Source organism: Roseibium sp. AS2 (assembly GCF_038900065.1).
Lineage (GTDB): Bacteria > Pseudomonadota > Alphaproteobacteria > Rhizobiales > Stappiaceae > Roseibium.
This window is the reverse complement of sequence record NZ_JBBMQN010000004.1, coordinates 146,490-170,074: the sequence shown is the minus strand read 5'-3', so window position 1 is coordinate 170,074 and position 23,585 is coordinate 146,490. Positions and strand designations below refer to the sequence as shown.

The following is a 23,585-nucleotide window of genomic DNA, read 5'->3' as shown; positions in this document are numbered from 1 at the left end:
ATCGCCCGGAGCTCGCCTTACGGCAGGACGGTTGCGAATTCTTCCGGGTCGAGCAGACTGTCCTGGTTGGAATCCGCTGCCTGGAACAGGTCTTCCGACATGGTCGGAACAGCGGCCGAGATTTCCTCAAAGCTCACGTAACCGTCCTGGTCGCTGTCGACCGCCTGAAACGACATGCCCTGAGCAAGGGCTGCGGACGACGCGGTGAACGCACCGATGAGAAGAGCAACGGTAAGACGTTTGGACATGATGTGACCTCCAGTGGTTTGGTCATGGCCGGGCCGTCCCCACCCGGCCGCTTTTCTGCAGCCGTGGACGGTCCCGCTGTTCCGTCCGTCCGAAAGGTCCCTGCGACCCGCCGAACCGGAACAGGACGGACAGTGCGGGCCGATCGCGACAGCCAAAAGGCGTCTCCTTGAAACCTTCGCGGCATTGTTGTGTCCGGGTATGACGATCCGTCACAGGCAGAACAAATTCCCGTCAACATCAATGGTTTCAGGCGGGACTGCGGCGGGAAGGAAGAACACTGTAAATCTATCAAGATATTGTTTATGAATGATTTTTCTGGAGATTTGCAGTCAGCGGCGCACCTGTTGCACCTGCTTTCACGGTTCCGGGCGGGCGGATCTGGCAGATCACTCGCGGCAACATTCAGCGCCGTCCCGGCCTTGTGTCTGCAGGCGCTAACATGAGCGTCGCTGAAAGAGCGGTTGGTCCTGTAGTTCAGGCGTATTGGGTTCCCTTTGGTGTCACCCCTGGCGAAGCGCAGCGACGACCGGGGGCCCACTCGCCTTTCCTCTCGGCACAGGCTGTGCTCTCGCCGGGCTACTCTGGAAACGAGTAGGCCCCGGATCTGCGCTTGCGCTCCGTCCGGGGTGACGGCGGGGGCGTGGCCTGCCCTAACAGCCTTCAAGTTGGCACCTGTGGGCACGATCCGGGATCTTCTTCGAGGCCCCGGCACAAGCCCACGACGGTTTGGAAACGGCGCGAACCGCTTCTCAGCCGTAGTCCCGTGTGCCGAAGATCGCCGAGCCGACCCGCACGTGCGTCGCCCCGAAGCCGACCGCGATCGCAAAGTCGGCGGACATGCCCATGGAGAGCTGAGTGAGGCCGTTGCGTCCGGCGATCTTTTCCAGAAGCGCAAAATGCTCGCCCGGAGCTTCCTCGACCGGAGGAATGCACATCAGGCCGACAATGGTAAGGCCGATGTCTTCCCGGCAGTGACGGACGAATTCATCCACGTCGTTCGGGGCGATCCCCGCTTTTTGCGGTTCCTCGCCGGTGTTGACCTGAACGAAACAGGGCAGATCCCGGCCCTGCCGGTCCATTTCCGCTTTCAGCGCGCCGGCTATTTTCGGCCGGTCAACGGTGTGGATGACATCGAAGGTGGCGACCGCCTCCCTGGCCTTGTTCGATTGCAGCGGCCCGATCAGATGCAGTTCGATCCCGTCAAATTCCTCGCGCAAAGCCGGCCATTTGCCCATTGCTTCCTGGACCCGGTTTTCACCGAACATGCGCTGTCCTGCCGCCAGAACCGGACGGATGACATCCGCGTCATAGGTCTTCGATACCGCAATCAGGGTAGCAGAGCCCTCTTTACGGCCATGCACGGTCTCGGAGCTGCGGATATCGGCCTTAACCTCTTCCAGACGTTCGGTTGCAGACACCATGAAATGCTCCAGTTGGACGGCGGGATTGAACCGGGGACGGTACCGGTTCATTGACGTGACGCGGGTATCCATCCCGTCACCTATTAGCAGATTCATGAAAATCCGTTCAAACCCTTCTTGATTATCAGCCCCTTCGCGGAAGGGTCTTACGCTTTTGTTCATTTCTTTTGCCCACGATCCGCAACCATGGACCAGTATCTTTCCTGGAATTGCGAATGACCTCGGGTGGATTTCGTGCATTTGCAGTGTTTCTCGCACTCGTTCTCCAGAGCACGGTCGCGAAGCCGGAAACCTTCACCTTCGCGATTGGCGACTGGCCGCCCTTCACGTCACACGACGCACCCGGCTTTGGACTGCACGCACAAAAAGTCGCCGAGACATTCCGGGCTGCCGGACATGACGTCGAATTCGAGTTTTTCCCATGGCTCCGGTCTTTGGAAATGACCCGGTACGGCAGCCTGCCGGCCACGTTTTCCTGGATCCACGAGAAGGAAAGAACAGAAGATTTCATCTATCCGGAAACACCCATAGATCTGGCCAGTTACGTCTATTTTTACCGCAAGGACCGGTTTCCGGACGGCCTCCAAGACCTGTCCTTTAAGGGAATCGAGGCGCGCGGACTGACGGTCGTCGGTATTCCCGGCTACTGGTACCAGGCGCCTATGGAAAAGGCCGGTGTTATCTTTCAGGCGGTGCCACAGGAAGAACAGGCATGGAACATGCTCGCGCTCGGACGGGCGGATCTTTATGTTGAAATCAACCGCGTCGGCCTGACACACAGCCGCGCCGTGCTGCAAGACAAGGCGGACCGCATCGCGATGTCGGAGCCGATCCGCATCTTTCCGCTGTATATCCTTTTCAGCAAGGCCCACCCGGCGGGAGCCCGGATGAAGGACATCTGGGACGCTTTTGCCGAACCGGAACCTGTTTCTTCCGCCGGATCCACGATCCGATAGCTTTACGAGTACGGCATTGCGACATAAACAGGCAGCAGCACCAACATTCGCCTCTCGCATGTTGACCGCGGACACGATTTCTGGTGACAGTCCGGCAGTCAGACATTCAAGGAAATCCGCCGGATCCGGCGGCAAGAACAAACGGCACATTTGATGGCAACGGAACGGTACAACGCGCGCGAAGTGGAAGCGCGCTGGCAGAAAATCTGGAACGACAAGGATGTCTTCGTAACGCACAACGACGATCCCCGCGACAAATACTATGTCCTTGAAATGTTTCCCTACCCGTCCGGCCGCATTCACATGGGCCACGTGCGCAACTACGCCATGGGGGATGTGGTTGCACGGTTCAAGCGCGCCAAGGGGTTCAACGTGCTCCATCCGATGGGATGGGACGCCTTCGGCATGCCGGCCGAGAACGCCGCGATGCAGAACAAGGTTCATCCCAAGGACTGGACCTACGACAACATCGCCACCATGCGCGAGCAGCTCAAGATCATGGGACTGTCGCTGGACTGGAGCCGGGAATTCGCAACCTGTGATGTCGGATATTACACCCAGCAGCAACGCCTGTTCCTGAAGTTCCTCGAGGCCGGCCTCGTCTACCGCAAGAACGCCAAGGTCAACTGGGATCCGGTCGACATGACGGTTCTCGCCAATGAGCAGGTCATCGACGGCCGCGGCTGGCGCTCCGGCGCCCTGGTCGAGCAGCGCGAACTGACACAGTGGTTCTTCAGGATCTCGGATTATTCGGAAGATCTCCTGGAAGCGATCGACACCCTGGACCGCTGGCCGGACAAGGTGCGGCTGATGCAGAAGAACTGGATCGGCAAGTCCGAGGGTCTGCGTGTGCGCTTCGAGTTCACGGAGACCGCGCCGACCGGCGACCGGGCACTGGAGATCTTCACCACACGGCCCGACACGTTGTTCGGAGCATCCTTCATGGGCCTGTCGCCGGATCATCCGATTTCGGCCAAGCTCGCCGAAAGCAATCCGGAACTGAAAGGCTTCATCGAGGAGTGCCACCGCGTCGGGACGTCCGAAGAAGCCATTGAAAAGGCTGAGAAAAAGGGCATCGACACCGGCTTGCGCGTCCGGCATCCCCTGGACGCCAGCCTGGAACTGCCGGTCTATGTCGCCAACTTCATCCTGATGGATTACGGCACCGGCGCGATCTTCGCCTGCCCGGCGCACGACCAGCGCGACCTGGACTTCGCCCGCAAATACGGTATGCCGGTGAAGCCGGTCGTCCTGCCGAAGGATGCCGACCCGCAGTCCTTCGATGTCGGCAGCGAAGCCTTCACGGACGACGGTACCATCTTCAATTCAGGTTTCCTGGACGGCCTCTCCATTTCCGATGCCAAGCAAGCAGTGGCGAAGAAACTGGAATCCGTCAAGCTCGACGGTGCCCCCCAGGCGGAACGCCAGGTGAATTACCGCCTGCGCGACTGGGGCATCTCGCGCCAGCGCTACTGGGGCTGCCCGATCCCGGTCGTTCACTGCGACGCCTGCGGCGTCGTGCCGGAAAAGGACGGCAACCTGCCGGTGCAGTTGCCGGACGACATTGATTTCGACAAGCCGGGCAATCCGCTCGACCGACATCCGACCTGGCGCGAGACGGCCTGCCCGTCCTGCGGCAAGCCGGCACGGCGCGAAACCGATACCATGGACACCTTCGTGGACAGCTCCTGGTATTTTGCCCGCTTCACCGCGCCGGACTGCGACCAGCCGACGGACCGGGATGCCGCCAACGGCTGGCTGCCGGTGGATCAGTATATCGGCGGTGTCGAACACGCGATCCTGCACCTGTTGTATTCCCGCTTCTTCACCCGGGCCATGCAGAAGGTCGGGGCCCTGGATCTGAAGGAACCCTTCAAGGGCCTGTTCACGCAGGGAATGGTCACGCACGAGACCTATCGGGACGGCGACGGCGCGAACGGCCGCTGGGTGGCCCCTTCCGAAATCCGGATCGAGGACGGCGACAACACCCGTCGGGCGGTGCTTCTGGAAACCGGCGATGAAGTAAGCATCGGCGCCATCGAGAAGATGTCGAAATCGAAGAAGAACACCGTCGACCCGACCGATATCATCGACACTTACGGCGCCGACACCGCCCGCTGGTTCATGCTGTCCGACAGCCCGCCCGAGCGCGATGTCATCTGGACCGAGGACGGTGTTCAGGGCGCCTGGCGTTTTGTGCAGCGCGTGTGGCGGCTTGTCGGAGACATAGCGGAAAAGACCGAACCGCGTGGCGGCCGGCCACCGGAAGTTTCCGGCAAGGCGCTCGATCTGCGCCGGACCAACCACAAGACGCTGGACGCTGTCTCGAGTGATCTGGAAAACCTCGGCTTCAACCGTGCGGTTGCCCGTCTCTATGAGCTGGTCAACGCCACCAGCAAGGTCTTCAACGACGGAATGGCCGATGCCGGCGCGGACTACGCGGTGCGGGAAGCCGCCGACTTCCTGGTTCAGATGATGGCACCGATGATGCCCCATCTGGCCGAGGAATGCTGGTCGGTGCTTGGCCACGACAACCTGATTTCCGAGGCGAGCTGGCCGCAGGCCGACCCGGATCTCCTGGTCGACGATTCAATCGTCTATCCGGTTCAGGTCAACGGCAAAAGACGCGGTGAGCTGACCATTGCGAAAGAGGCTTCCAAAGAGGAGGTCGAAGCGGCTACCTTGGAACTCGACTTCGTCAGGAAGGCGCTTGACGGAAGTGCGCCGAAAAAGCTCATCGTGGTACCGCAAAGGATCGTGAATGTCGTTGTTTGACAAACTCTTCCAGACCGGCAGCGCGTTGCGGCGCCTTGCCGTTTGCAGCGGTTTCGCCGCGGCCCTTGTGGTCAGCGGCTGCCAGGTCCGCCCGCTTTACGGCACCAGCACCGGTGAACTCGGTGCAACCCCGTCTCCCGTGGCAACGGAACTTGCCGCGATCGACCTCGATTCGATCAACAGCCAGTATGCCAACGATGACGCTGCGCGGGTGCTCTACAACGAGCTCACCTTCCGTTTCGAGCGTGGCGCCGGCTCCGCCCCCAAGAAATACCGCCTCAAGGTTCTGATGGATGTGGGCAGTTCCGAAGTCGGCGTCGAGCAGTTTTCCGACGTCCCCTCGGCCTACACCACCACCATGAACTCGACCTTCGTCCTCAGCGACCTGACAACCAGCGAAACGCTCATGACCGGGCGTGCCTTCAAGTCCGCGTCCTATGACTTCTCCAACCAGCGCTTCGCCAACACACGCGCTTACCGCGACGCCCAGGAACGCGTCGCAAAGGCTGTTGCCGACGACATCGCCGCGCGCATTGCCGGCTATTTTGCCAGCCAGTCGTAACCGTTTCCGGGAGCCGCAGGGCCGTGACCGTTCTCAAAGCAGCGGAGATTGACCGCTTCGTTGCCAATCCGCCGGAAGACGGTGGCGTGGTCCTGGTGTTCGGCCCCGACACCGGCCTTGTCTCGGAGCGGGCCACGCGGCTTGTGTCCAAGGCCTCGGAAGGCGAAAGCGATCCGTTCAACCTGATCAAGATCGACGCTTCGGAGCTCTCGTCGGATCCGGACCGGCTGATCGACGAAGTGCTGACCATCCCCCTGTTCGGCGGCCGCCGGATCGTCTGGGTCAAGGACGCCTCGGGCAAGAATCTCGCCCCGGCCCTCGATCCGGTCCTGAAACTCCAGGACTGGCAGACCCTCGTCGTCCTGGAAGCCGGTGACATCAAGAAGGGCGTGGGTCTCAGAAAACTGGTCGAGCCGCACAAGCGGGCGATTGCGCTGCCCTGTTACGCGGACAACGATCGCGGTATCGACCAGCTGATCGACGCGGAAACGCGGGACGCCGGCCTGACCATCACCCACGAGGCGCGCGCCGCCCTGCACAGTCTGCTCGGCGGCGACCGCATGGCCAGCCGGGGTGAACTCAAGAAGCTGTGTCTTTACGCGCTCAACAAGGGAAAGATCGAAAGCGAGGACATCACCGCCGTCATCGGCGACGCCTCGGCTTTCGAGATGTCCGAACTGATCGATGCCGCGGCCACCGGCGACCTTGCCACGCTGGACCACGGACTGGAGCGGCTCGCCGATGCCGGTTCGAAGGCATCGGTGATCGCCAATCAGACGCTGAAACATTTCCAGCAGCTGCACCGGATGCGCAACGATGTCGACAAGGGCAAGAGCGCCCAGGCCGTCATCGACAGCCAGCGCCCGCCGGTTTTCTTCAGCCGCAAGCCGAAATTCGCGCAGCAGCTGCGGATCTGGGCGCTGAAGGATCTGGAAAAGGCAATGTCCATCCTGAGCGAAGCCACCCGCGTCTCGCGCCTGAACGACGCGCTCGGTGTACCGGTCCTGTCGGAAGCCCTGCTGACCCTGGGCCGGGCCGCCCGCGCACGCAACCAGCGGCGTTGAACCCGTCGTGACATCCAATCCCTGAAGGACCGCGGCAAGGTCGCCCGGACCAAGCCCAAAACAACAACCAGTTTTCAAGAAACTACTTTGATAACAGCAACTTGTGCAGAGGCGGTCGACTAATACTACCGCGTCTCGACACCCAGTTTCTTGCACAATTCGTCGAGCTGCTCGAGCGAGGTGTACTTGATCTTGAGATCGCCGGTTTCCTTGCCCGGCTTGTGACCGACCGTCACCTTGAGACCGAGCGTGTCGGTCAGGCGTTTTTCCAGCGATTTGGTATCGGCATCCTTTTGCGGCTTCGCGCCCGGGGTCTTTTCTCCCTTGAGCTTGGCCAGCGCATCCGGATCCTGGGAGATCTTTTCAGCATCCCGCACCGTCAGGCCTTTTTCGACGATCAGCTCGGCCAGCGCCGCGGGATCCTCGACCGTGATCAGGGCACGGGCATGCCCTGCCGTCAGCAGGCCCTCCGCGAGATAATCCTTGACCGAGTTCGGCAGCTTGAGCAGCCGCATGGTGTTGGCGACATGGCTGCGGCTCTTGCCGATCACCTTTGCCAGCTCGCCCTGGCTGTAGCTGAACTCGGCGGTGAGCTGTTCGTAGCCCATCGCCTCCTCGATCGGATTGAGATCCGCCCGCTGCACGTTCTCGATGATGGCAAGTTCAAGCGCTTCCTGGTCGGTCACATCCCGGATGATGATCGGGGCTTCGTGAAGACCGGCCCGCTGGGCCGCACGCCAGCGCCGTTCGCCCGCGATGATTTCAAACCGCTCGCTCTTGCCGGCGGCCGGCCGAACCAGAATGGGCTGAACGATGCCCTTCGACTTGAGCGATTCCGCCAGATCGCCAAGGTCCTTCTCGGTGAAGGTCTTGCGCGGATTGCGCGGATTGGGTTCGAGATGCTCGATCGGAACCCTGCGCGTATCCCGGACGATCTTTTCCGGCGGTGCGGTGGTTTCCTGAGCCGAATCTCCGATCAGTGCCGCAAGTCCACGGCCCAATCTTTTGTTCTTGACCTCTTTTTCCGCCATACCGCACCTGATTTCTTCTGACTTTTCAATAAATTAGTCCGCGACAGTCGGCTTTGACAGCCATCGCGGACAACAGTTTTCAGTTCGGATCCGAATCCGTCTCCGGCAGGTCAGGCCGCCACGTGGCGTAACGCGCGCTCACGCTGAATGATTTCCGAGGCCAGCCGCAGATAGGCCTGGCTGCCGGAGCATTTCAGATCGTAGAGCAAGGCCGGTTTGCCATAGGACGGCGCTTCCGAAATACGCACGTTGCGCGGAATGACGGTTTCATACACCGCGTCGCCCATGGTCTCACGCACATCGGCGACCACCTGGCTGGACAGGTTGTTTCGGCTGTCATACATGGTCAGCACGATGCCATGAATGCTGAGTTCGGAATTGAGCGCGTTCTTGACCTGCTCCACCGTGCTGAGCAACTGGCTCAGCCCTTCCAGGGCAAAGAACTCGCACTGCAACGGCACCAGGATGGAATGCGACGCGGACAGCGCGTTGATGGTCAGCAGGTTCAGCGACGGCGGGCAATCGACCAGCACATAGGTGAAGCCGATCTCCTTGAACAGCCGCGACTGTGTCAGCCCCTCGATCGCCTTGCGCAGCCGGAAGGCCCGGTCGCTCGTCGAGGCGATTTCAAGCTCAAGGCCGAGCAGGTCCATGGTCGACGGGGCAACCCAGAGCCGCTGCACCGATGTTTCCCGGACGGCCTCCGCCAGCGAACAATCACCGCTGAGAACCTCGTATGTCGACAGATCGCGGTCACGATGCTCGATACCGAGGCCGGTCGACGCGTTCCCCTGGGGATCGAGATCGATCACCAGAACCTTTTCGCCGATCGCTGCCAGGGCTGTGCCCAGATTGATGGCGGTTGTGGTTTTGCCCACCCCGCCTTTCTGATTGGCCAGCGAGAGCACGCGCGGCATATCGGGAAGCATGTTCATTGCCACCACACCTTCCTGGGTTACTCCGGCCGGGCAGAAATATTTGAGAAAAGAAGCATCCGGCTCATTGGATCAACAAGACTGGTCTTTTCTATCATGTCGAAGTCCCAACGGGCAGTAGCTTCGTTAACTTCTCTCTGAAAATCCTGACCTTTGTGGAAAACGGCCCGGGCACCCTGGCGTGTGAAGGGCTCCGACAAGGCCATCAACAGATCGAGCGAGGCCAGGGCGCGGGCGGAAACCGCATCCACTGGCCCCAGAGTCCACTCTTTCGCAACCGATTCGATCCGGCCGGCATGCACCGTGCCCTTCGAGCCGGTCTCCCGCAGCGCCGTTCTCAGAAACGCCGCCTTGCGCTGATTGCTCTCGATCATGTGGACATGGCCGTCGGCATCGTCGTCCGCCATCAGGATTGCCGTGACCACACCGGGAAACCCGGCGCCGCTGCCGATGTCCACCCAGATCCGCGCCTCTGGATAACTCCACAGGGTCTGCAGACTGTCGGCCACATGCCGGGTCCAGATATCCGGAATGGTGGACGGTGCAATGAGGTTTTGTGCGGGTTGCCACTTCAAAACCAGGTCGACGTAGATCTGCAGCCGCTCCAACGTTTCACGTGAAACATCCCCAAACTTATGCACAACCTGTCCAGAACTGTTCAACACCACCGGCCGCGCCATCAGGCAGCGCCTCGCTGGCTGTCCTGTCGCTTGAGACGCGACAGGATCAGGGTCAGGGCGGCCGGTGTCATGCCGTCCATGCGCGCTGCCTGGCCGAGGGTCGCCGGTCTGAGATCGATCAGCTTCTGCCGGACTTCATTGGACAGACCCGTAATCGCTTCGTAGTCGAAACCATCGGGGATTCCCAAGGCTTCGTCGCGCTGCAGCGCCTCGATGTCGGCCTGCTGACGATCCAGATAAACGGAATAAAGAGCATCCGTCGCCACTTGCTCCGTGACAGCCGGGTCGATCTCGGCCAGCTCGGGCCAGACCCCGATCAACCCTTCCAGCGTGACATTCGGGTAGGACAGCAGATCGAACGCGGACCGGCGGATACCGTCCTGGTTGACCGGCAGGCCCTTCTTCTGCGCCTCCGACGGTGTCACGATCAGACGCTTGAACAGATCCCGTGCCGCGGCAATCCCGGACATCTTTTGCTCAAATGCAGCCCGCCGGGTCTCTGAAACACAGCCGACGGCAATTCCCAGCGGCGTCAGACGCTGGTCCGCATTGTCCGCCCTGAGCGACAGCCGGTACTCGGCCCGGGAGGTGAACATGCGATAGGGCTCGGAAATGCCCCGTGTCACCAGGTCATCGATCATCACGCCGATATAGCCCTGGGACCTATCCACAACGAAGGGATCACGGCCAGCCGCCTTCAGGGCCGCGTTGAGACCGGCGACAAGACCCTGCGCGCCCGCTTCCTCATATCCCGTCGTGCCGTTGATCTGGCCCGCGAGATAAAGTCCGCCGCAGCGCTTGGCCTCCAGCGTGGGCCGCAGCTCACGCGGATCGACATGGTCGTATTCGATTGCATATCCCGGCTGCAGGACCTTTACGTCCTCCAGACCCGGAATGGTCCTGAGGAAAGCAAGCTGCGCGTCTTCCGGCAAGGATGTGGAAATGCCGTTCGGATAGACCGTGTCGTCATCCAGGCCTTCAGGCTCAAGAAAGATCTGGTGCCCGTCCCGGTCACCGAAACGAACGATCTTGTCCTCGATGGATGGGCAATAGCGCGGTCCCCGTCCCTTGATCTCACCGGAGTACATCGCCGAGCGGGACAGGTTCTGCCGGATGATCTCATGGGTCTCCGGGGTCGTGCGGGTGATATGGCAGGGTATCTGGGGTGTCGTTATCTTCTCTGTCAGCGTCGAGAACGGGATCGGGTCCGCATCTCCGGGCTGTTCTTCCAGCCGGTCCCAGTGGATGGTCCGTCCGTCAAGCCGCGCCGGTGTGCCTGTTTTCAGGCGACCCAGATCAAAACCGATTTCCTCCAGCGACTCCGACAGACCCATCGCGGGCGCTTCGCCCGAACGCCCCGCTGGGATCTTCCTGTCGCCGATATGGATGAGCCCGCGCAAGAATGTTCCGCTGGTCAGAACGATGGCCTTGCACAGAACCGTGCGGCCGTCGGCGAGCCCGATGCCGGCAACCGTCCGATCGGCACCCTCGCCGTTGAACCTGATCTTGTGCGCTTCCCCTTCCACGACTGTCAAACCGTCGATGGCGGAGATTTCTTGCTGCATGGCTTGCCGATAGAGTTTCCGGTCGGCCTGTGCCCTGGGCCCTCGCACGGCCGGCCCCTTGCGGCGGTTCAGCATGCGGAACTGGATGCCGCCTCGGTCCGCGACCCGTCCCATCAGACCGTCGAGCGCATCGATCTCCCGAACCAGGTGACCCTTCCCCAATCCGCCGATCGCGGGATTGCAGGACATCACTCCGATGGTATCGAAACGGTGCGTGACCAAGGCGGTGGCCGCGCCTGCACGGGCAGCAGCAGCGGCAGCCTCACAGCCCGCATGGCCGCCACCGATCACCACGACGTCAAATGTCAGTTCCAGTTCGCTCATGTTCTTTACCGTGCGCACGACCTGTCAGCAACGATCAGGCCCGGGCAGTGTCCGTTCAGGAATTGGGATCAGGGTCCGACTTCACGTCAGACTATCACAGGCTGGACAGGCCGGCACCGTGTTGCGGTCTTATAAGCCGTGCGTGCGTATGGGTCAAAGCGGAATTCATCAGGCGGGCCGGCCTCCTCAGAGACCATCGTTTCGTTGCCGCACCCGGCTGAGATGATTCACGTGAAACACGTTCCGGACATGAACCGATCCTTTCGGAACAAGGAATGATTCACGTGAAACAGGGTCATTGAGCCCCATGCATTCCTATTTTCCGATACAGAAATCCCGGAAGATGACATCCAGCAGATCTTCCACATCGATCCGTCCGGTGATCCTGCCCAGGGCATCCGCCGCCCGGCGCAGATCTTCAGCCCTCAGTTCGGTGGGCAGATGGGCCGCTTCGACCGCCGTTCTGAGACCGGAAAGGCAGTCCCGCAGGTAATGTCGATGCCGGGCACGGGTGGCCAGAGGGGCCTCCCCCACAGAAATGGTTTCTTCTGCAAAACGGCTCAAGTGCCCGAACAACCCCGTGACACCCTCTGGAATTTTGCTGGAGCAAGGAATTTCCTTGATCGTTCCGGAAGAGTCTTGTTTCGGAGGAGTCTCAAGATCGTTCTTGGTCCGTACGGTCCAGACCGGAACATGGGCGCGCAGATCGGCCGGAAGGCCACCCTCCGGATCGTCCCAGTCCACACCTCCAGGCTCCACCAGCCAGAGAATCAGATCCGACTGGCGCCCGCGCTCTTCTGCCCGCCGGATCCCTTCACGCTCGACAACCGCCTCTGTCTGGCGCAGGCCCGCCGTGTCGACAAGCGTGACCGGATATCCGCCGAGGTCGAGATGGACCTCGATCACGTCCCGCGTGGTGCCGGCCTCTTCCGTCACGATGGCAACATCACGGCCGGCAATGGCATTCAACAGGCTCGACTTGCCGGCATTCGGCGCGCCCATCAGCACCACCTGAAGTCCGGACCGGAGACGCTCGCCACTCGTCGACCGATCCAGGTGGTCCGCGATCTCCTCGTGAAGGGTCCCGGCTTCGATCCACACTTCCTGCGCCACGCTGCCGGGAACATCTTCTTCATCGGCGAAATCGAAGTCGGCCTCGATCATTGCGCGCATGTGGATGAGCCGCTTGCGCCAGCCATCATAGAGATCACCGAGCGCGCCCCCCATCTGACGGAGCGCCTGCTTGCGCTGGCTCTCCGTTTCCGAGGCGATCAGATCCGCCAACCCCTCGACCTCTGTCAGGTCCATCCGCCCGTGCTCGAACGCACGCCGCGTAAACTCTCCCGCCTCCGCCGGGCGGCACTGGTCGAAGTCTGCGAGCACGGCCAGAAGCCCGCTGACAACCGCCCGTCCGCCATGACAATGAAACTCCGCCACGTCCTCTCCGGTGAAACTCTTCGGCGCCCTGAAGCACAGCACCAGTGCCTCATCGAGCAGATCGCCGGTCCGGGGATGTCGGAGTTTGGCAAGCATCGCCCTGCGTGGCTCGGGGACACGCCCGGCAAGGGTTTCCACGATGTCGAAGGTCCGTTGTCCGGAGACGCGTATGATCGCGACGCCGGAGGGCACCGCCCCGCTTGAAAGCGCATAGATCGTGTCAGTCAACGAGGTTCCTTCCGCCCGGTCCTTCAGTCTGAACCGCTTCCTTATCAAGTCTCGCCACGTCCGGGAAGATCGCATCGGAAAGTCACAATTGTTCCGAGTCCGATTCAATGGGTCCGGTGATCATTCCGAAGACAAGGCAGTGACCCGCAATCTGTTTCACGTGAATCATTGGCCACCTCGCCGGCCACCTTGATGGCAGGTGAACCGGGCTCCCGGCGCAACAGTGAACCGGAAGCAGGCGGACCGGATCCGAATCAAACGGATTCACGTGAAACATCAAAACCGCACATGTGCACGTCCGGTCCGTTTCACGTGAATCAATGTGTTACCCAAGGTGCTGTCAGAATGGAGCGGCGCGGTTCGGCCCCTGTTCCCAGCCGGTCCGCGTCAACCGATACAGCACATGCGGGGCGACGGGATGATCTTCCGGTAACAGCGGATGCAGGAAATCTCCGTTCTCGTCACGTGTCATGCCGATCCGGGTCATGACCTTTTGCGAGGGAAGATTGTCCGGAATGGTGAAGGCAACGATTTCTTCCAGGCCGACTGTTTCAAAGCCGAATCGAAGCCAGGCGCTTGCTGCTTCGCTCGCATAGCCCTTTCCCCACCCCGACTGCTTTAACCGCCAGCCGATTTCAACACATGGGTCGAAAGGCAGAGGTACGCCATAGTCAGGACGGTTCAAACCGACAAAACCCAGGAACGCGCCCGTGGCTTTCACTTCCACAGGTGCCATGCAGAACCCGTACTTCTTCTGCTTTTCGATACACCTTGAAACCAGCGATTCGCTTTTCTCGCGGGTTAACGTCTCGGGGAAATACCGCATCACGTGAGGGTCCGCGCATAGGTCACAGAACGGATCCACATCTTCAGCGCACCAGGCGCGCAGCAGCAATCGCTCTGTTTCCAGAAAGACGGTCTTGGTCATCGCAACGGATCCGAATCAAAGAAGCTGATTCACGTGAAACAGGTGTTAACAAAAAGTAAAGGCGCGAACCCCTTCGGGTTCGCGCCTTTGAATAGAGAACGATCCGTTTGGGATCAAGTGTTCATGCTGTCGAAGAAATCGTCGTTCGACTTGGTCTGCTTCAGCTTGTCGAGCAGGAACTCGATCGCATCGACAGTGCCCATCGGATTGAGGATCCGGCGCAGCACGAATGTCTTCTTGAGCCGCTCGTGCGGAACCAGAAGTTCTTCCTTGCGCGTTCCCGAACGCTGGATGTCGATCGCCGGGTAAACACGTTTGTCGGAGATCTTCCGGTCGAGGATGATTTCGGAGTTACCCGTACCCTTGAACTCTTCGAAGATGACTTCATCCATGCGGCTGCCCGTATCGATCAGGGCCGTCGCGATGATCGTCAGCGATCCGCCCTCTTCGATGTTACGGGCGGCACCGAAGAAGCGCTTCGGACGCTGCAGCGCATTGGCATCGACGCCACCGGTCAGAACCTTGCCCGAAGACGGCACAACCGTGTTGTAGGCGCGGCCGAGACGCGTGATCGAATCCAGCAGGATGACGACATCACGGCCATGCTCGGTCAGGCGCTTGGCCTTTTCGATCACCATTTCGGCGACCTGCACGTGACGGGTTGCCGGTTCGTCGAAGGTGGAGGAGACAACTTCGCCGTCCACCGTCCGCTGCATGTCGGTCACTTCTTCCGGACGCTCGTCAATCAGAAGAACGATCAGGTAGCATTCCGGGTGATTGTGGGTAATCGATTTCGCGATGTTCTGCAGGAACACGGTCTTGCCGGTCCGCGGCGGCGCCGTGATCAGCGCGCGCTGGCCCTTGCCGAGCGGTGCGACCAGATCGATAATCCGGGACGACAGGTCCTTGATCGTCGGATCTTCGATTTCCATCCGGAACCGCTCGTCGGGATACAGCGGTGTGAGGTTATCGAAGTGAACCTTGTGACGCGCCTTGTCCGGATCCTCGAAGTTGATCGTGTTGACCTTGAGAAGAGCGAAGTAACGTTCGCCTTCCTTGGGGCTCCGGATCTGGCCCTCGACGGTGTCTCCGGTCCTCAGGGAAAATCGGCGGATCTGCGAGGGAGAGACATAAATGTCATCCGGTCCCGGCAGGTAGTTGGCGTCGGGGGACCGCAGGAAGCCGAAGCCGTCCTGGAGCACCTCCACAACGCCTTCGCCGATAATATCCACATCCTGCGCAGCAACGTTCTTGAGGATGGCGAACATCAGCTCCTGCTTGCGCATGGTGCTGGCGTTTTCGACTTCGTGCTCTTCGGCAACTTGAAGGAGCTCTGTCGGTGTTTTTGCTTTTAGGTCTTTGAGTTTCATTTCCCGCATCGAGTTGGGGTTCTTAATGTTGTTATGGGATATTGGTTTGGAAGGTCACTCCGGGCCGGAAGTGATGGGTCGGCCGAAGGATATCTGAGAGACTTTAAAGACGTATCCAGATTGCACGGCAACTGCGGAACGACTGAAAACGTTCGCTATGCCGTTTGAAGATTGGCGGAAGATACGTTGTTTTATGGTAAAGCGCAAGACTGCAAATCTGCCGGGTTTTTGAGCTTTCAAAGGCATCATCCGGACATGAAAACGACGGCCGGGATGATCCGGCCGCCGCAGGAAATTTCACACCGCGTCCTGCCTCAGAAAGGCTTGACGATCACGAATATCACGATGCCGATCATGAGCACCGTAGGGACTTCGTTCAGGATCCGGTAGTACCGCGCCGACCTGGTGTTTTCATCCTTGGCGAACCTCTTCACGCAGCCGGTCAGATGACCGTGCACAGCGGACATGGCCAGCACCAGGGCAAACTTGGCGTGAAACCAGCCATCCCGCCAGGCCTCCAGCTCCCAGGCCATCCACAGGCCCAGCACCCAGGCCACGATCATCGCAGGATTGATGATCGCCTTGAGCAGGCGCCGTTCCATGACCTTGAAGGTTTCCGATTGCACCGATCCGGGTTCCGCATCGGTGTGATAGACGAAGAGGCGCGGCAGATAGAGCATTCCCGCCATCCAGGCGATGATCGCAATGACGTGCAATGCCTTGATCCAGAGAAAAAGATCCATCTGCTAACCCTTTCTGACCTGCTCGACCATCCGCGCAACATTGTCCGGATCCGCATCCGGCGTGACCCCGTGGCCGAGATTGAACACGAGCGGACCCTTGTCGAAGGTTCGCAGGATATGTGCGACGCCCTCTTCCAGTGCCTTGCCGCCGGCCACCAGCCGCATCGGATCCAGATTGCCCTGGATCGGAACACGTTTCTGGATCTCCAGCGCGAGGTGATCGGGCGCCGTCCAGTCAAACCCGACCGCATCGACACCGGTGCCTTCGACAAAGGACTGCATCCGGGCCGAGGACGCTTTCGGAAAACCGATGATCTTCGCTCCCGGACGCACCGCCCGGACGCCGGCGACGATCTTCCGTGTCGGTTCGATCGACCAGCGCCTGAAGCCCGCATCGTCCAGGACACCTGCCCAGGTGTCGAAGATCTGAACCGCGTCGGCGCCCGCATCGAGCTGGCGGACGAGATACCTGATCGATGCTTCCACAAGCTGATCGACGAAGCGTTGCATCAGGTCCGGGTCCCGGTACGCGCCCACGCGCGCCGCCACCTGGTCCTGGGTGGTATGGCCGGCGACGGAATAGCACGCCACGGTCCAGGGAGCTCCACAGAAGCCCAACAGCGTCGTCTCCTCTGGCAGCTCCGCTCTCAGGCGGGCAACCGTTTCTATGACCGGTTTCAGATGATCCTCGGCCCTGTCCTGTTCCAGACGGTCGATGAGATCGGAAGACAGCGGTTCCAGCACGGGACCCCGTCCTTCTTCAAAACGAACCGGATAGCCGATTGCGTCCGGCACGACGAAGATGTCCGAAAACAGGATGCTCGCATCAAAACCATACCGGCGGATCGGCTGGAGAGTGACTTCGGTAGCCAGATCCGGATTGTAGCAAAGATCGAGAAAATTGGCGGCCTTGGCCCGGGTTTCCCGGTACTCCGGCAGATAGCGTCCTGCCTGGCGCATCATCCAGACGGGAGGTGGCCAGAGCTTTTCTCCTCGGAGTACCCGCATCACGGCCCTGTCTTCGGATTTCATGAGGTCGCCTTTCACACATCTCAAAACAATAAAGAGTCTTATCTTGAATCTGTTTTTATTTATTGAGCGTGGATTACCGGGATCATTTTCTGTCCACAATCCATGCGCTTCAATTTCTCCTCGGGAAAAACACCGCACAGTGCCGGACAAGAATCTTCCCCAGGAGTCGATAACAAAAAAAGAGTATTAATTACAGATACCTGCGTGAGTGTTTACCTTTCGTTAAGAAATTGGGCGCTGGTGGGTAATCTGTCGATATGTCACAGCGATGTTGTGAATCCCCATCCGGTTCCAACCGTTTCGGCTTCGAAGCGCGCCCGTTCAGACATTGTTAACGAATCCTGCTGAGCGGGCATAAACTTCGTGCTAGGCACGAGGACCGAACCGAATTGCCCAAATCATCAACAGCCCTGGGGATGACATCGTGAACAAGTCGAGACACTACTTCCATCTCCATCTGGTGTCCGACTCCACCGGCGAAACGCTGATGACAGTGGCCCGCGCGGCCACGGTTCAATACGAGAATGTTCAGGAAATCGAGCATGTCTATCCCCTGGTGCGCTCGCAAAAGCAGCTCGACCGGGTGATCAGCGAAGTCGAGAAGGCGCCGGGCATCGTGCTTTACACCCTCGTGGACCTGGAAATATCCAGGCGGCTGGAGAACAAATGCCGGGAACTCGGCGTGCCTTTCGTCAATATTCTCGACCCGGTCTTTGCGGTGTTCCAGTCCTATCTGAATGTCACCCAGACCCACCGGATCGGCGGTCAGCATGAATTGGACGCCGAATATTTCCGCCGGATGGAGGCCCTCAACTACACGATGCTGCATGACGACGGACAGGTCTGGAACGACCTGGAATCCGCGGACATCGTGCTGATCGGCATTTCCCGGACGTCAAAGACCCCGACCTGCATCTATCTGGCGAACCGCGGCATCAAGGCGGCGAATGTGCCGCTGGTTCCCGGAATTCCCCTGCCGGATCACGTGAAGAACCTGAAGGCCCCGATGATCGTGGGCCTGATCGCTTCCGCCGAACGCATCCAGCAGATCCGCCGGAACCGGGTGTTATCCTTGAATTCGGACGGCTACAACGACACCTATGTCGACCGGAAGGAAATTTCTCAGGAAATCAACATGACCCGGCGGCTGTGTTCCGATAACCGCTGGCCGCTGATAGATGTGACGCGCCGGTCCGTCGAGGAAACGGCTGCCGAAATCCTGACCCTTTTCAAGGACTACAAATCAGGGCAGGAAGACGCGGGACGCTGACACCTGATCCGCGAATACGAAAAACGAGGACTGAAAATGGCACTTGTCTTGGCGAGCGGCAGCCGGATCCGGGCAGAGCTTATGAAAAACGCCGGTCTGGCAATCGAGATCGATCCGTCCGATGTCGATGAGCGGGCAGTGGAAGCCCCGCTTCTGGAGGCCGGTTTCACGCCCGAGGACCTGGCAAGTGTGCTGGCCGAGGCCAAGGCCAACGACGTCAGCAACCGCCGTTCCGCGGATCTGGTGGTCGGCGCCGACCAGATCCTGGCCTTCGAGGGAGAACGGCGGACAAAACCGCAGGACATGGAAGCCGCCCGCCGGCAACTGCTGGCCTTTTCCGGCCAGACCCATGAACTTCACTCCGCCGTCGTGATTTCCCGAAACGGCGAAGCGATCTGGCGCCATGTCTCCACGGCGCGCCTGACGATGCGCGCGCTTTCTCCGCAATTCATCGGTCATTATCTGGCGGCGGCCGGCGACGCGGTTCTGTCCAGCGTCGGGGCCTATCAGCTGGAAAGCCTTGGATTGCAGCTGTTCGACAGGATTGAAGGCGACTATTTCACCATCCTCGGACTGCCGATGCTGCCGCTTCTGGACGAGCTGCGCAGGCTGAAGGTGATCGAGACATGAGCGGTGCGACGAAAAAGGCCGCAGTTACCGGCCATCCGGTGGCCCAGTCCCGGTCTCCGCTGGTGCACGGCTACTGGCTGAACAAGCACGGCATCGACGGAGACTACAGCCGCCTGGACGTGTCGCCTGAAACCGCGCCGGAATTCTACCGGAATTTCGCAAATTCCGGACTTGCCGGCGCCAATGTCACCGTGCCGCACAAGGAAGTCGCCGCCGCCGCATGCGCGCATCTGGACGCGGCGGCGCAAGCCATGGGCGCGGCCAACACGTTGTGGCTGGATGATACGGGACAGCTTTGCGGAGCCAATACCGATGCGCTCGGATTTCTCGGAAATCTTGATCAGCAGGCGCCTGGCTGGGACGTTTCACGTGAATCCGCAGTGGTGCTGGGCGCGGGCGGCGCGGCCCGGGCGGTGGTGTGGGCACTTTTGTCCAGAAAATTCACAAGAGTGCATATCGTCAACCGGACCTTCGAAAAAGCCAGGGCCATCGCGAACGAATTTGGAGCCGGAACGGTTGCCCACGGCTGGGACAAGCTGGGGACAGTTCTGGAACAAGCCGACCTTCTGGTCAACACGACCTCCCTCGGCATGACGGGCAAGGCACCGCTTGACATCGATCTTGCCCCATTGCCGCAGTCTGCGCTCGTTACGGACGCGGTCTATGTTCCGCTCGAAACGGATCTGCTGCGTCAGGCGGCGCATCGGGGCAACCGGACAGTGGACGGTCTCGGCATGCTGCTGCACCAGGCCGTGCCGGGGTTCGAACGCTGGTTCGGGGTGCGTCCGGAGGTCGATGAAACGCTTCGAAAGCTGGTTCTGGACGATCTGGGAGCCGCGGTGTGATCAGGCTCGGCCTCACCGGCTCCATCGGCATGGGCAAGTCGACCACCGCGAGAATGTTCGCGGCAAGGGGCGTTCCGGTGCACGATGCTGACGCCAGCGTTCATGGACTTTACGCCGGTCGTGCCGCGCCGCTCATCGAGGCCGCCTTTCCGGGTACAGTGAGCAAAGGCAAGGTCGACCGGACCTTGCTGTCACCGCATGTGCTCGGCAATCCGGACGCCATGAAACGGCTCGAGGCGATCGTGCATCCGCTTGTGCGTGAGGAAGAGCAGTTGTTTCTAGAGCGGGCGCGGTCCGACGGCCGCCGCATCGTCATGATGGACATTCCGCTTCTGTTTGAAACCGGCGGCGACACACGCGTTGATATCGCCGTGATTGTCACCGCCAATGCCGATGTCCAGCGGCAGCGGGTGCTTTCCCGGCCCGGCATGGACGAAGACCGATTTCAGGCGCTTCTTTCCAAGCAACTGCCTGACCTGGAAAAACGCCGCCGCGCGCATTTTCTGATCGACACCGGCCTCGGCATGGATCCGGCACGCCGCAGCGTAGAAGCCATCCTGAAGGCAATCGCGGGGTGCGGCTGACCTAGGGGGAAAGCCTGACACCTTTTCGAAAACTTCCGGGCGTCGCACAACGCCGGGGAAAACCGGCCGATCCTCTTGTCTCGCCGGGGCCAAGCTGCACAGTGGATGCAGAAGAAAAAGGGCAAAGACATGCGGGAAATCTCGTTCGATACCGAAACCACCGGTCTGAACCCGAGAGACGGCGATCGGCTTGTGGAAATCGGCGGCGTGGAACTGATCAACCACATCCCGACCGGAAATTCCTATCACGTCTATATCAACCCGCAGCGCGACATGCCGGAAGGGGCATTCCGGGTCCACGGCCTGTCGCAGGAATTCCTGTCGGACAAGCCGCTGTTCGCGCATGTGGCCGACGAGTTTCTGGAATTTGTCGGCGATGCCACCCTGGTCATCCACAACGCGGCCTTCGACATGGGCTTCATCAACATGGAGCTGGAACGGGCCGGACGCAGATTGATTGCCCAGACCCAGGTTCTCGATACGCTCGAAATCGCCCGCCGCAAGCATCCCTCCGGACCGAATTCGCTCGACGCGCTTTGTTCACGCTACGGCATCGACAATTCCAGGCGCGTCAAACATGGCGCGCTTCTCGATGCGGAGATTCTGGCCGAAGTCTATCTGGAACTGATCGGCGGCCGGCAAAAGGGCCTCGGCCTGATGCCGGAGGAAGAAGAAACTGCGTCACAGTCCGTCTCCAGCGAACCCGGCGAACTCGGCTCCTTCAACGCCCGCCCGCGGCCGGCGCCAATCGAACGTCCGGTCGGCGCCGGTGAAGTCGAGGCCCACAAGGCCTTCATCGAAGGCATGGGCGAAGATGCGATCTGGGCCAAATACGGCAGCTAGTACCCAGCGTCACCGGAGGTCTGTGCCGATGGATGGCAGGTTCCGGGTATCAGCCGAGCAACCAGCGCGCTGTGTCGAAGTGGCGCGCACCGAACGGGCTGTCGAAGGACCAGGACATGGTCTGTCCGATGGTCCACAGGCGCGCCCTCTCCCGGTCAAGGCCGAGTTCGGCCGACAGCCTGTCCAGGCGGTACAGGGCCGCCTGTCTTGAATGTCCGAATTCAAAACTTCTGACGACAGGGCTCAGGCAGAAGGCAGGGTCACCGACCAGTGGTTTCGGATCGATCATCAGCCAGGGCAGGCGGTCGGCTGACAGGACATTGTGGCCGTGAAGGTCCTGATTGAGCAGTATCTGCTCCGTCTCGTCCGCGCTCAGGTCTGTCAGTGAGGCAGCCGCCGCGTCCACCAGACGCTGCTCACAGGGTTTTCCGGCCGCGCGCCAGTCGCTGTACAGCGTGTCCAGCCAGATCGCCGCCTCTGCCTTCAGGGAGCCGAAGGGCTCTCCGGCCGGCACCAGGAGTTTGCGGAGCAGATCACCCAGAACACCCAGATGGTCAGCGTCCGGATCGTCTGCGAGAAAGCGGCCCGGCCGGCAGCGCTCCAGCAGCAGCGCGCCGAGGTCCGGGGCATGGTCGAGCAGATGGATGGCGCCGTTGCCGTTCCAGAAGGCCAGGGCTTCGGGCTCATGGCGTGATGTCCGATCGATGAACCTGAGTTTCAGGACGACGTCCCGGCCCTGGCGCACCGCCGGCACGACATATGACACGTTGCCGCCGGAAAACGGCGTACCTAGGGTGTCGAGACCGAACCGGGATCGGGCCGCGTCAAGAAGACCGGGAAGCGCCTCAAGCCAGGCTCTGCCGGCTTCCGATGTGTTCAGCCAGGTGAGCGCCTCCGGGGCGCGAAACGAAGGCCCGCAAGACGGCTCAGCCACGAAAGCGATCCCGGAACCCGGTCACAACATCGACGGCAGCACACGGTCCGGCGGACGATGGCCGTCCATGAAGGTCTTGATGTTGATGATGACCTTTTCGCCCATCTCGATTCGGCCTTCGATGGTTGCCGAGCCCATATGCGGCAGCAGCACGACATTCGAAAGTTTGGCCAGTTTCGGATTGACGGCCGGTTCGTGCTCGAAGACGTCGAGGCCGGCGCCGGCCAGGTCTCCGGCTTCCAGCATCCGGATGAGGGCGTTCTCGTCGATCACCTCGCCCCGCGCGGTGTTGACCACATAGGCGTCCTTCTTCAGGAGTTTCAGCCTTCGCGCGGACAGAAGGTGGAAGGTGCCGGGCGTGTGCGGGCAATGGATCGACACCACGTCCATCCGTGCCAGCATCTGGTCGAGGCTTTCCCAGTATGTCGCTTCGAGGTCTTCCTCGACGCTGTCGGGCAATCGGCGGCGATTGTGATAATGGATCGACATGCCGAAGGCCTTGGCGCGGCGTGCGACGGCCTGGCCGATTCGGCCCATGCCGACGATGCCGAGCCGCTTTCCCCAGATCCGGTGGCCGAGCATCCAGGTCGGCGACCAGCCTGCCCAGTCGCCGCTTTCCAGGGCCTTGATGCCTGTGGCAAGACGACGCGGCACGGCCAGCATCAGCGCCATGGTCATGTCGGCAGTGTCCTCGGTCAGAACGCCGGGCGTGTTGGTGACGTTGATGCCGCGGTTGTTGGCGCTGACAACATCGATATTGTCGACACCATTTCCGAAATTCGCGATCAGCTTCAGGTTCTCGCCCGCCTGCGACAGCACCGAGGAATCGATCCGGTCGGTCACGGTCGGCACCAGAACATCGGCTGTTCTGACAGCTTCGACCAGCTCTGCCTGGCTGTAGGGCCTGTCATTTTCATTGAGTCGCGTTTCGAAAAGTTCGCGCATCCGCGTTTCGACCACTTCCGGAAGCTTCCGGGTGACAACAACGACAGGCTTCTTTTTCGTCATACCAACTGCCTTCCGCGCTTCATTGAGGACTTGTTAACCCCAACGGTACCACCTTGACCCTGCGCGTTGCGCAAGCGGAAAAGACCACTCTCATTCCTTACCAGATGGTCCGGCAGAAACAAGGGATCGGTTGAATTCGCCGCTGATAACCAGGGCGCCGTGCTCGGGACT

22 protein-coding genes are annotated in these 23,585 nt (G+C 60.6%); 9 read left to right on the top strand and 13 right to left on the bottom strand.

All coding sequences use genetic code 11. From position 1 onward, the window contains the following. Positions 1-17: 17 nt before the first annotated feature. Positions 18-248, bottom strand: coding sequence for a hypothetical protein (locus WNZ15_RS12765; protein WP_342893364.1), 231 nt, complete (start codon positions 246-248; stop codon positions 18-20). A 750-nt stretch (positions 249-998) separates the two neighbouring features. After that, the gene (locus WNZ15_RS12760) at positions 999-1,670 is read right to left on the bottom strand and encodes a YggS family pyridoxal phosphate-dependent enzyme (RefSeq protein ID WP_342893363.1); all 672 of its coding nucleotides are present in this window, start codon (positions 1,668-1,670) and stop codon (positions 999-1,001) included. 215 nt (positions 1,671-1,885) lie between these two features. Here WNZ15_RS12760 and WNZ15_RS12755 point away from each other — a divergent pair, with 215 nt between their 5' ends. The 4 genes from WNZ15_RS12755 (at position 1,886) to holA (ending at position 7,027) form a co-directional block, all read left to right on the top strand. Further along, a complete protein-coding gene (locus WNZ15_RS12755; RefSeq protein ID WP_342893362.1) occupies positions 1,886-2,626 on the top strand; it encodes a hypothetical protein in 741 nt (246 codons plus the stop codon). Between the two features lie 153 nt (positions 2,627-2,779). Further along, positions 2,780-5,401 carry a leucine--tRNA ligase gene (gene leuS, locus WNZ15_RS12750; RefSeq protein WP_342893361.1) on the top strand — a complete coding sequence of 874 codons (2,622 nt, stop codon included), beginning with the start codon at positions 2,780-2,782 and terminating at the stop codon, positions 5,399-5,401. Continuing rightward, positions 5,388-5,963, top strand: coding sequence for a hypothetical protein (locus WNZ15_RS12745; RefSeq protein ID WP_342893360.1), 576 nt, complete (start codon positions 5,388-5,390; stop codon positions 5,961-5,963). Before leuS ends, WNZ15_RS12745 begins: the two co-directional genes overlap by 14 nt. Before the next feature lie 23 nt (positions 5,964-5,986). Next, positions 5,987-7,027, top strand: coding sequence for a DNA polymerase III subunit delta (gene holA / locus WNZ15_RS12740; protein ID WP_342893359.1), 1,041 nt, complete (start codon positions 5,987-5,989; stop codon positions 7,025-7,027). A gap of 125 nt (positions 7,028-7,152) precedes the next feature. Here holA and WNZ15_RS12735 read toward each other — a convergent pair whose 3' ends face one another. The 9 genes from WNZ15_RS12735 to hemE all read right to left on the bottom strand — a co-directional run bounded on the left by WNZ15_RS12735 (position 7,153) and on the right by hemE (position 17,300). Then, the gene (locus tag WNZ15_RS12735) at positions 7,153-8,058 is read right to left on the bottom strand and encodes a ParB/RepB/Spo0J family partition protein (RefSeq protein ID WP_342893358.1); all 906 of its coding nucleotides are present in this window, start codon (positions 8,056-8,058) and stop codon (positions 7,153-7,155) included. 110 nt (positions 8,059-8,168) lie between these two features. After that, positions 8,169-8,993: a ParA family protein gene (locus WNZ15_RS12730; protein WP_342893357.1), complete on the bottom strand. Its 825-nt coding sequence runs from the start codon at positions 8,991-8,993 to the stop codon at positions 8,169-8,171. Between the two features lie 20 nt (positions 8,994-9,013). Then, entirely contained in the window at positions 9,014-9,673 is a 660-nt protein-coding gene (gene rsmG / locus WNZ15_RS12725; protein ID WP_342893356.1) for a 16S rRNA (guanine(527)-N(7))-methyltransferase RsmG, read from the bottom strand. Continuing rightward, a complete protein-coding gene (gene mnmG / locus WNZ15_RS12720) occupies positions 9,673-11,562 on the bottom strand; it encodes a tRNA uridine-5-carboxymethylaminomethyl(34) synthesis enzyme MnmG (protein ID WP_342893355.1) in 1,890 nt (629 codons plus the stop codon). Before mnmG ends, rsmG begins: the two co-directional genes overlap by 1 nt. A gap of 315 nt (positions 11,563-11,877) precedes the next feature. Then, complete coding sequence (gene mnmE, locus WNZ15_RS12715) at positions 11,878-13,227, bottom strand: tRNA uridine-5-carboxymethylaminomethyl(34) synthesis GTPase MnmE (RefSeq protein ID WP_342893354.1); 1,350 nt, start codon at positions 13,225-13,227, stop codon at positions 11,878-11,880. A 340-nt stretch (positions 13,228-13,567) separates the two neighbouring features. After that, the gene (locus tag WNZ15_RS12710) at positions 13,568-14,155 is read right to left on the bottom strand and encodes a GNAT family N-acetyltransferase (RefSeq protein WP_342893353.1); all 588 of its coding nucleotides are present in this window, start codon (positions 14,153-14,155) and stop codon (positions 13,568-13,570) included. Positions 14,156-14,268: 113 nt separating this feature from the next. Further along, on the bottom strand, positions 14,269-15,534 hold the full coding sequence (rho, locus tag WNZ15_RS12705; RefSeq protein WP_342893352.1) for a transcription termination factor Rho: 1,266 nt from the start codon (positions 15,532-15,534) through the stop codon (positions 14,269-14,271). A gap of 305 nt (positions 15,535-15,839) precedes the next feature. After that, positions 15,840-16,268 (bottom strand): protoporphyrinogen oxidase HemJ, encoded by a 429-nt coding sequence (gene hemJ / locus WNZ15_RS12700; protein ID WP_342893351.1) that lies wholly within the window; start codon positions 16,266-16,268, stop codon positions 15,840-15,842. Positions 16,269-16,271: 3 nt separating this feature from the next. Continuing rightward, entirely contained in the window at positions 16,272-17,300 is a 1,029-nt protein-coding gene (gene hemE, locus WNZ15_RS12695) for a uroporphyrinogen decarboxylase (protein ID WP_342893350.1), read from the bottom strand. A gap of 424 nt (positions 17,301-17,724) precedes the next feature. Here hemE and WNZ15_RS12690 point away from each other — a divergent pair, with 424 nt between their 5' ends. The 5 genes from WNZ15_RS12690 to dnaQ all read left to right on the top strand — a co-directional run bounded on the left by WNZ15_RS12690 (position 17,725) and on the right by dnaQ (position 21,472). Beyond that, entirely contained in the window at positions 17,725-18,570 is an 846-nt protein-coding gene (locus WNZ15_RS12690; RefSeq protein ID WP_342893349.1) for a pyruvate, water dikinase regulatory protein, read from the top strand. A 30-nt stretch (positions 18,571-18,600) separates the two neighbouring features. After that, positions 18,601-19,200, top strand: coding sequence for a Maf-like protein (locus WNZ15_RS12685; RefSeq protein WP_342893814.1), 600 nt, complete (start codon positions 18,601-18,603; stop codon positions 19,198-19,200). Beyond that, entirely contained in the window at positions 19,197-20,045 is an 849-nt protein-coding gene (locus tag WNZ15_RS12680; protein ID WP_342893348.1) for a shikimate dehydrogenase, read from the top strand. Before WNZ15_RS12685 ends, WNZ15_RS12680 begins: the two co-directional genes overlap by 4 nt. Next, positions 20,042-20,629, top strand: a complete 588-nt coding sequence (gene coaE, locus WNZ15_RS12675; protein WP_342893347.1) for a dephospho-CoA kinase — start codon at positions 20,042-20,044, stop codon at positions 20,627-20,629. Before WNZ15_RS12680 ends, coaE begins: the two co-directional genes overlap by 4 nt. A 129-nt stretch (positions 20,630-20,758) precedes the next feature. Further along, entirely contained in the window at positions 20,759-21,472 is a 714-nt protein-coding gene (gene dnaQ / locus WNZ15_RS12670) for a DNA polymerase III subunit epsilon (protein WP_342893346.1), read from the top strand. A 49-nt stretch (positions 21,473-21,521) separates the two neighbouring features. On the opposite strand, the gene WNZ15_RS12665 is transcribed toward dnaQ, so the two are convergent. Both WNZ15_RS12665 and WNZ15_RS12660 read right to left on the bottom strand, forming a co-directional pair. Next, a complete protein-coding gene (locus tag WNZ15_RS12665) occupies positions 21,522-22,406 on the bottom strand; it encodes an aminoglycoside phosphotransferase family protein (protein ID WP_342893345.1) in 885 nt (294 codons plus the stop codon). Between the two features lie 21 nt (positions 22,407-22,427). Next, on the bottom strand, positions 22,428-23,414 hold the full coding sequence (locus WNZ15_RS12660; protein WP_342893344.1) for a D-glycerate dehydrogenase: 987 nt from the start codon (positions 23,412-23,414) through the stop codon (positions 22,428-22,430). Positions 23,415-23,585 lie beyond the last annotated feature (171 nt).

Coding starts and splice junctions, on each gene's coding strand:
- mnmG (WP_342893355.1), bottom strand. CDS start 11,562: ATGAGCGAACTGGAACTGACATTTGACGTCGTGGTGATCGGTGGCGGC.
- hemJ (WP_342893351.1), bottom strand. CDS start 16,268: ATGGATCTTTTTCTCTGGATCAAGGCATTGCACGTCATTGCGATCATC.
- leuS (WP_342893361.1), top strand. CDS start 2,780: ATGGCAACGGAACGGTACAACGCGCGCGAAGTGGAAGCGCGCTGGCAG.
- WNZ15_RS12765 (WP_342893364.1), bottom strand. CDS start 248: ATGTCCAAACGTCTTACCGTTGCTCTTCTCATCGGTGCGTTCACCGCG.
- WNZ15_RS12755 (WP_342893362.1), top strand. CDS start 1,886: ATGACCTCGGGTGGATTTCGTGCATTTGCAGTGTTTCTCGCACTCGTT.
- WNZ15_RS12730 (WP_342893357.1), bottom strand. CDS start 8,993: ATGAACATGCTTCCCGATATGCCGCGCGTGCTCTCGCTGGCCAATCAG.
- dnaQ (WP_342893346.1), top strand. CDS start 20,759: ATGCGGGAAATCTCGTTCGATACCGAAACCACCGGTCTGAACCCGAGA.
- WNZ15_RS12760 (WP_342893363.1), bottom strand. CDS start 1,670: ATGGTGTCTGCAACCGAACGTCTGGAAGAGGTTAAGGCCGATATCCGC.
- WNZ15_RS12745 (WP_342893360.1), top strand. CDS start 5,388: ATGTCGTTGTTTGACAAACTCTTCCAGACCGGCAGCGCGTTGCGGCGC.
- WNZ15_RS12735 (WP_342893358.1), bottom strand. CDS start 8,058: ATGGCGGAAAAAGAGGTCAAGAACAAAAGATTGGGCCGTGGACTTGCG.
- rsmG (WP_342893356.1), bottom strand. CDS start 9,673: ATGGCGCGGCCGGTGGTGTTGAACAGTTCTGGACAGGTTGTGCATAAG.
- WNZ15_RS12680 (WP_342893348.1), top strand. CDS start 19,197: ATGAGCGGTGCGACGAAAAAGGCCGCAGTTACCGGCCATCCGGTGGCC.
- WNZ15_RS12710 (WP_342893353.1), bottom strand. CDS start 14,155: ATGACCAAGACCGTCTTTCTGGAAACAGAGCGATTGCTGCTGCGCGCC.
- WNZ15_RS12660 (WP_342893344.1), bottom strand. CDS start 23,414: ATGACGAAAAAGAAGCCTGTCGTTGTTGTCACCCGGAAGCTTCCGGAA.
- hemE (WP_342893350.1), bottom strand. CDS start 17,300: ATGAAATCCGAAGACAGGGCCGTGATGCGGGTACTCCGAGGAGAAAAG.
- rho (WP_342893352.1), bottom strand. CDS start 15,534: ATGCGGGAAATGAAACTCAAAGACCTAAAAGCAAAAACACCGACAGAG.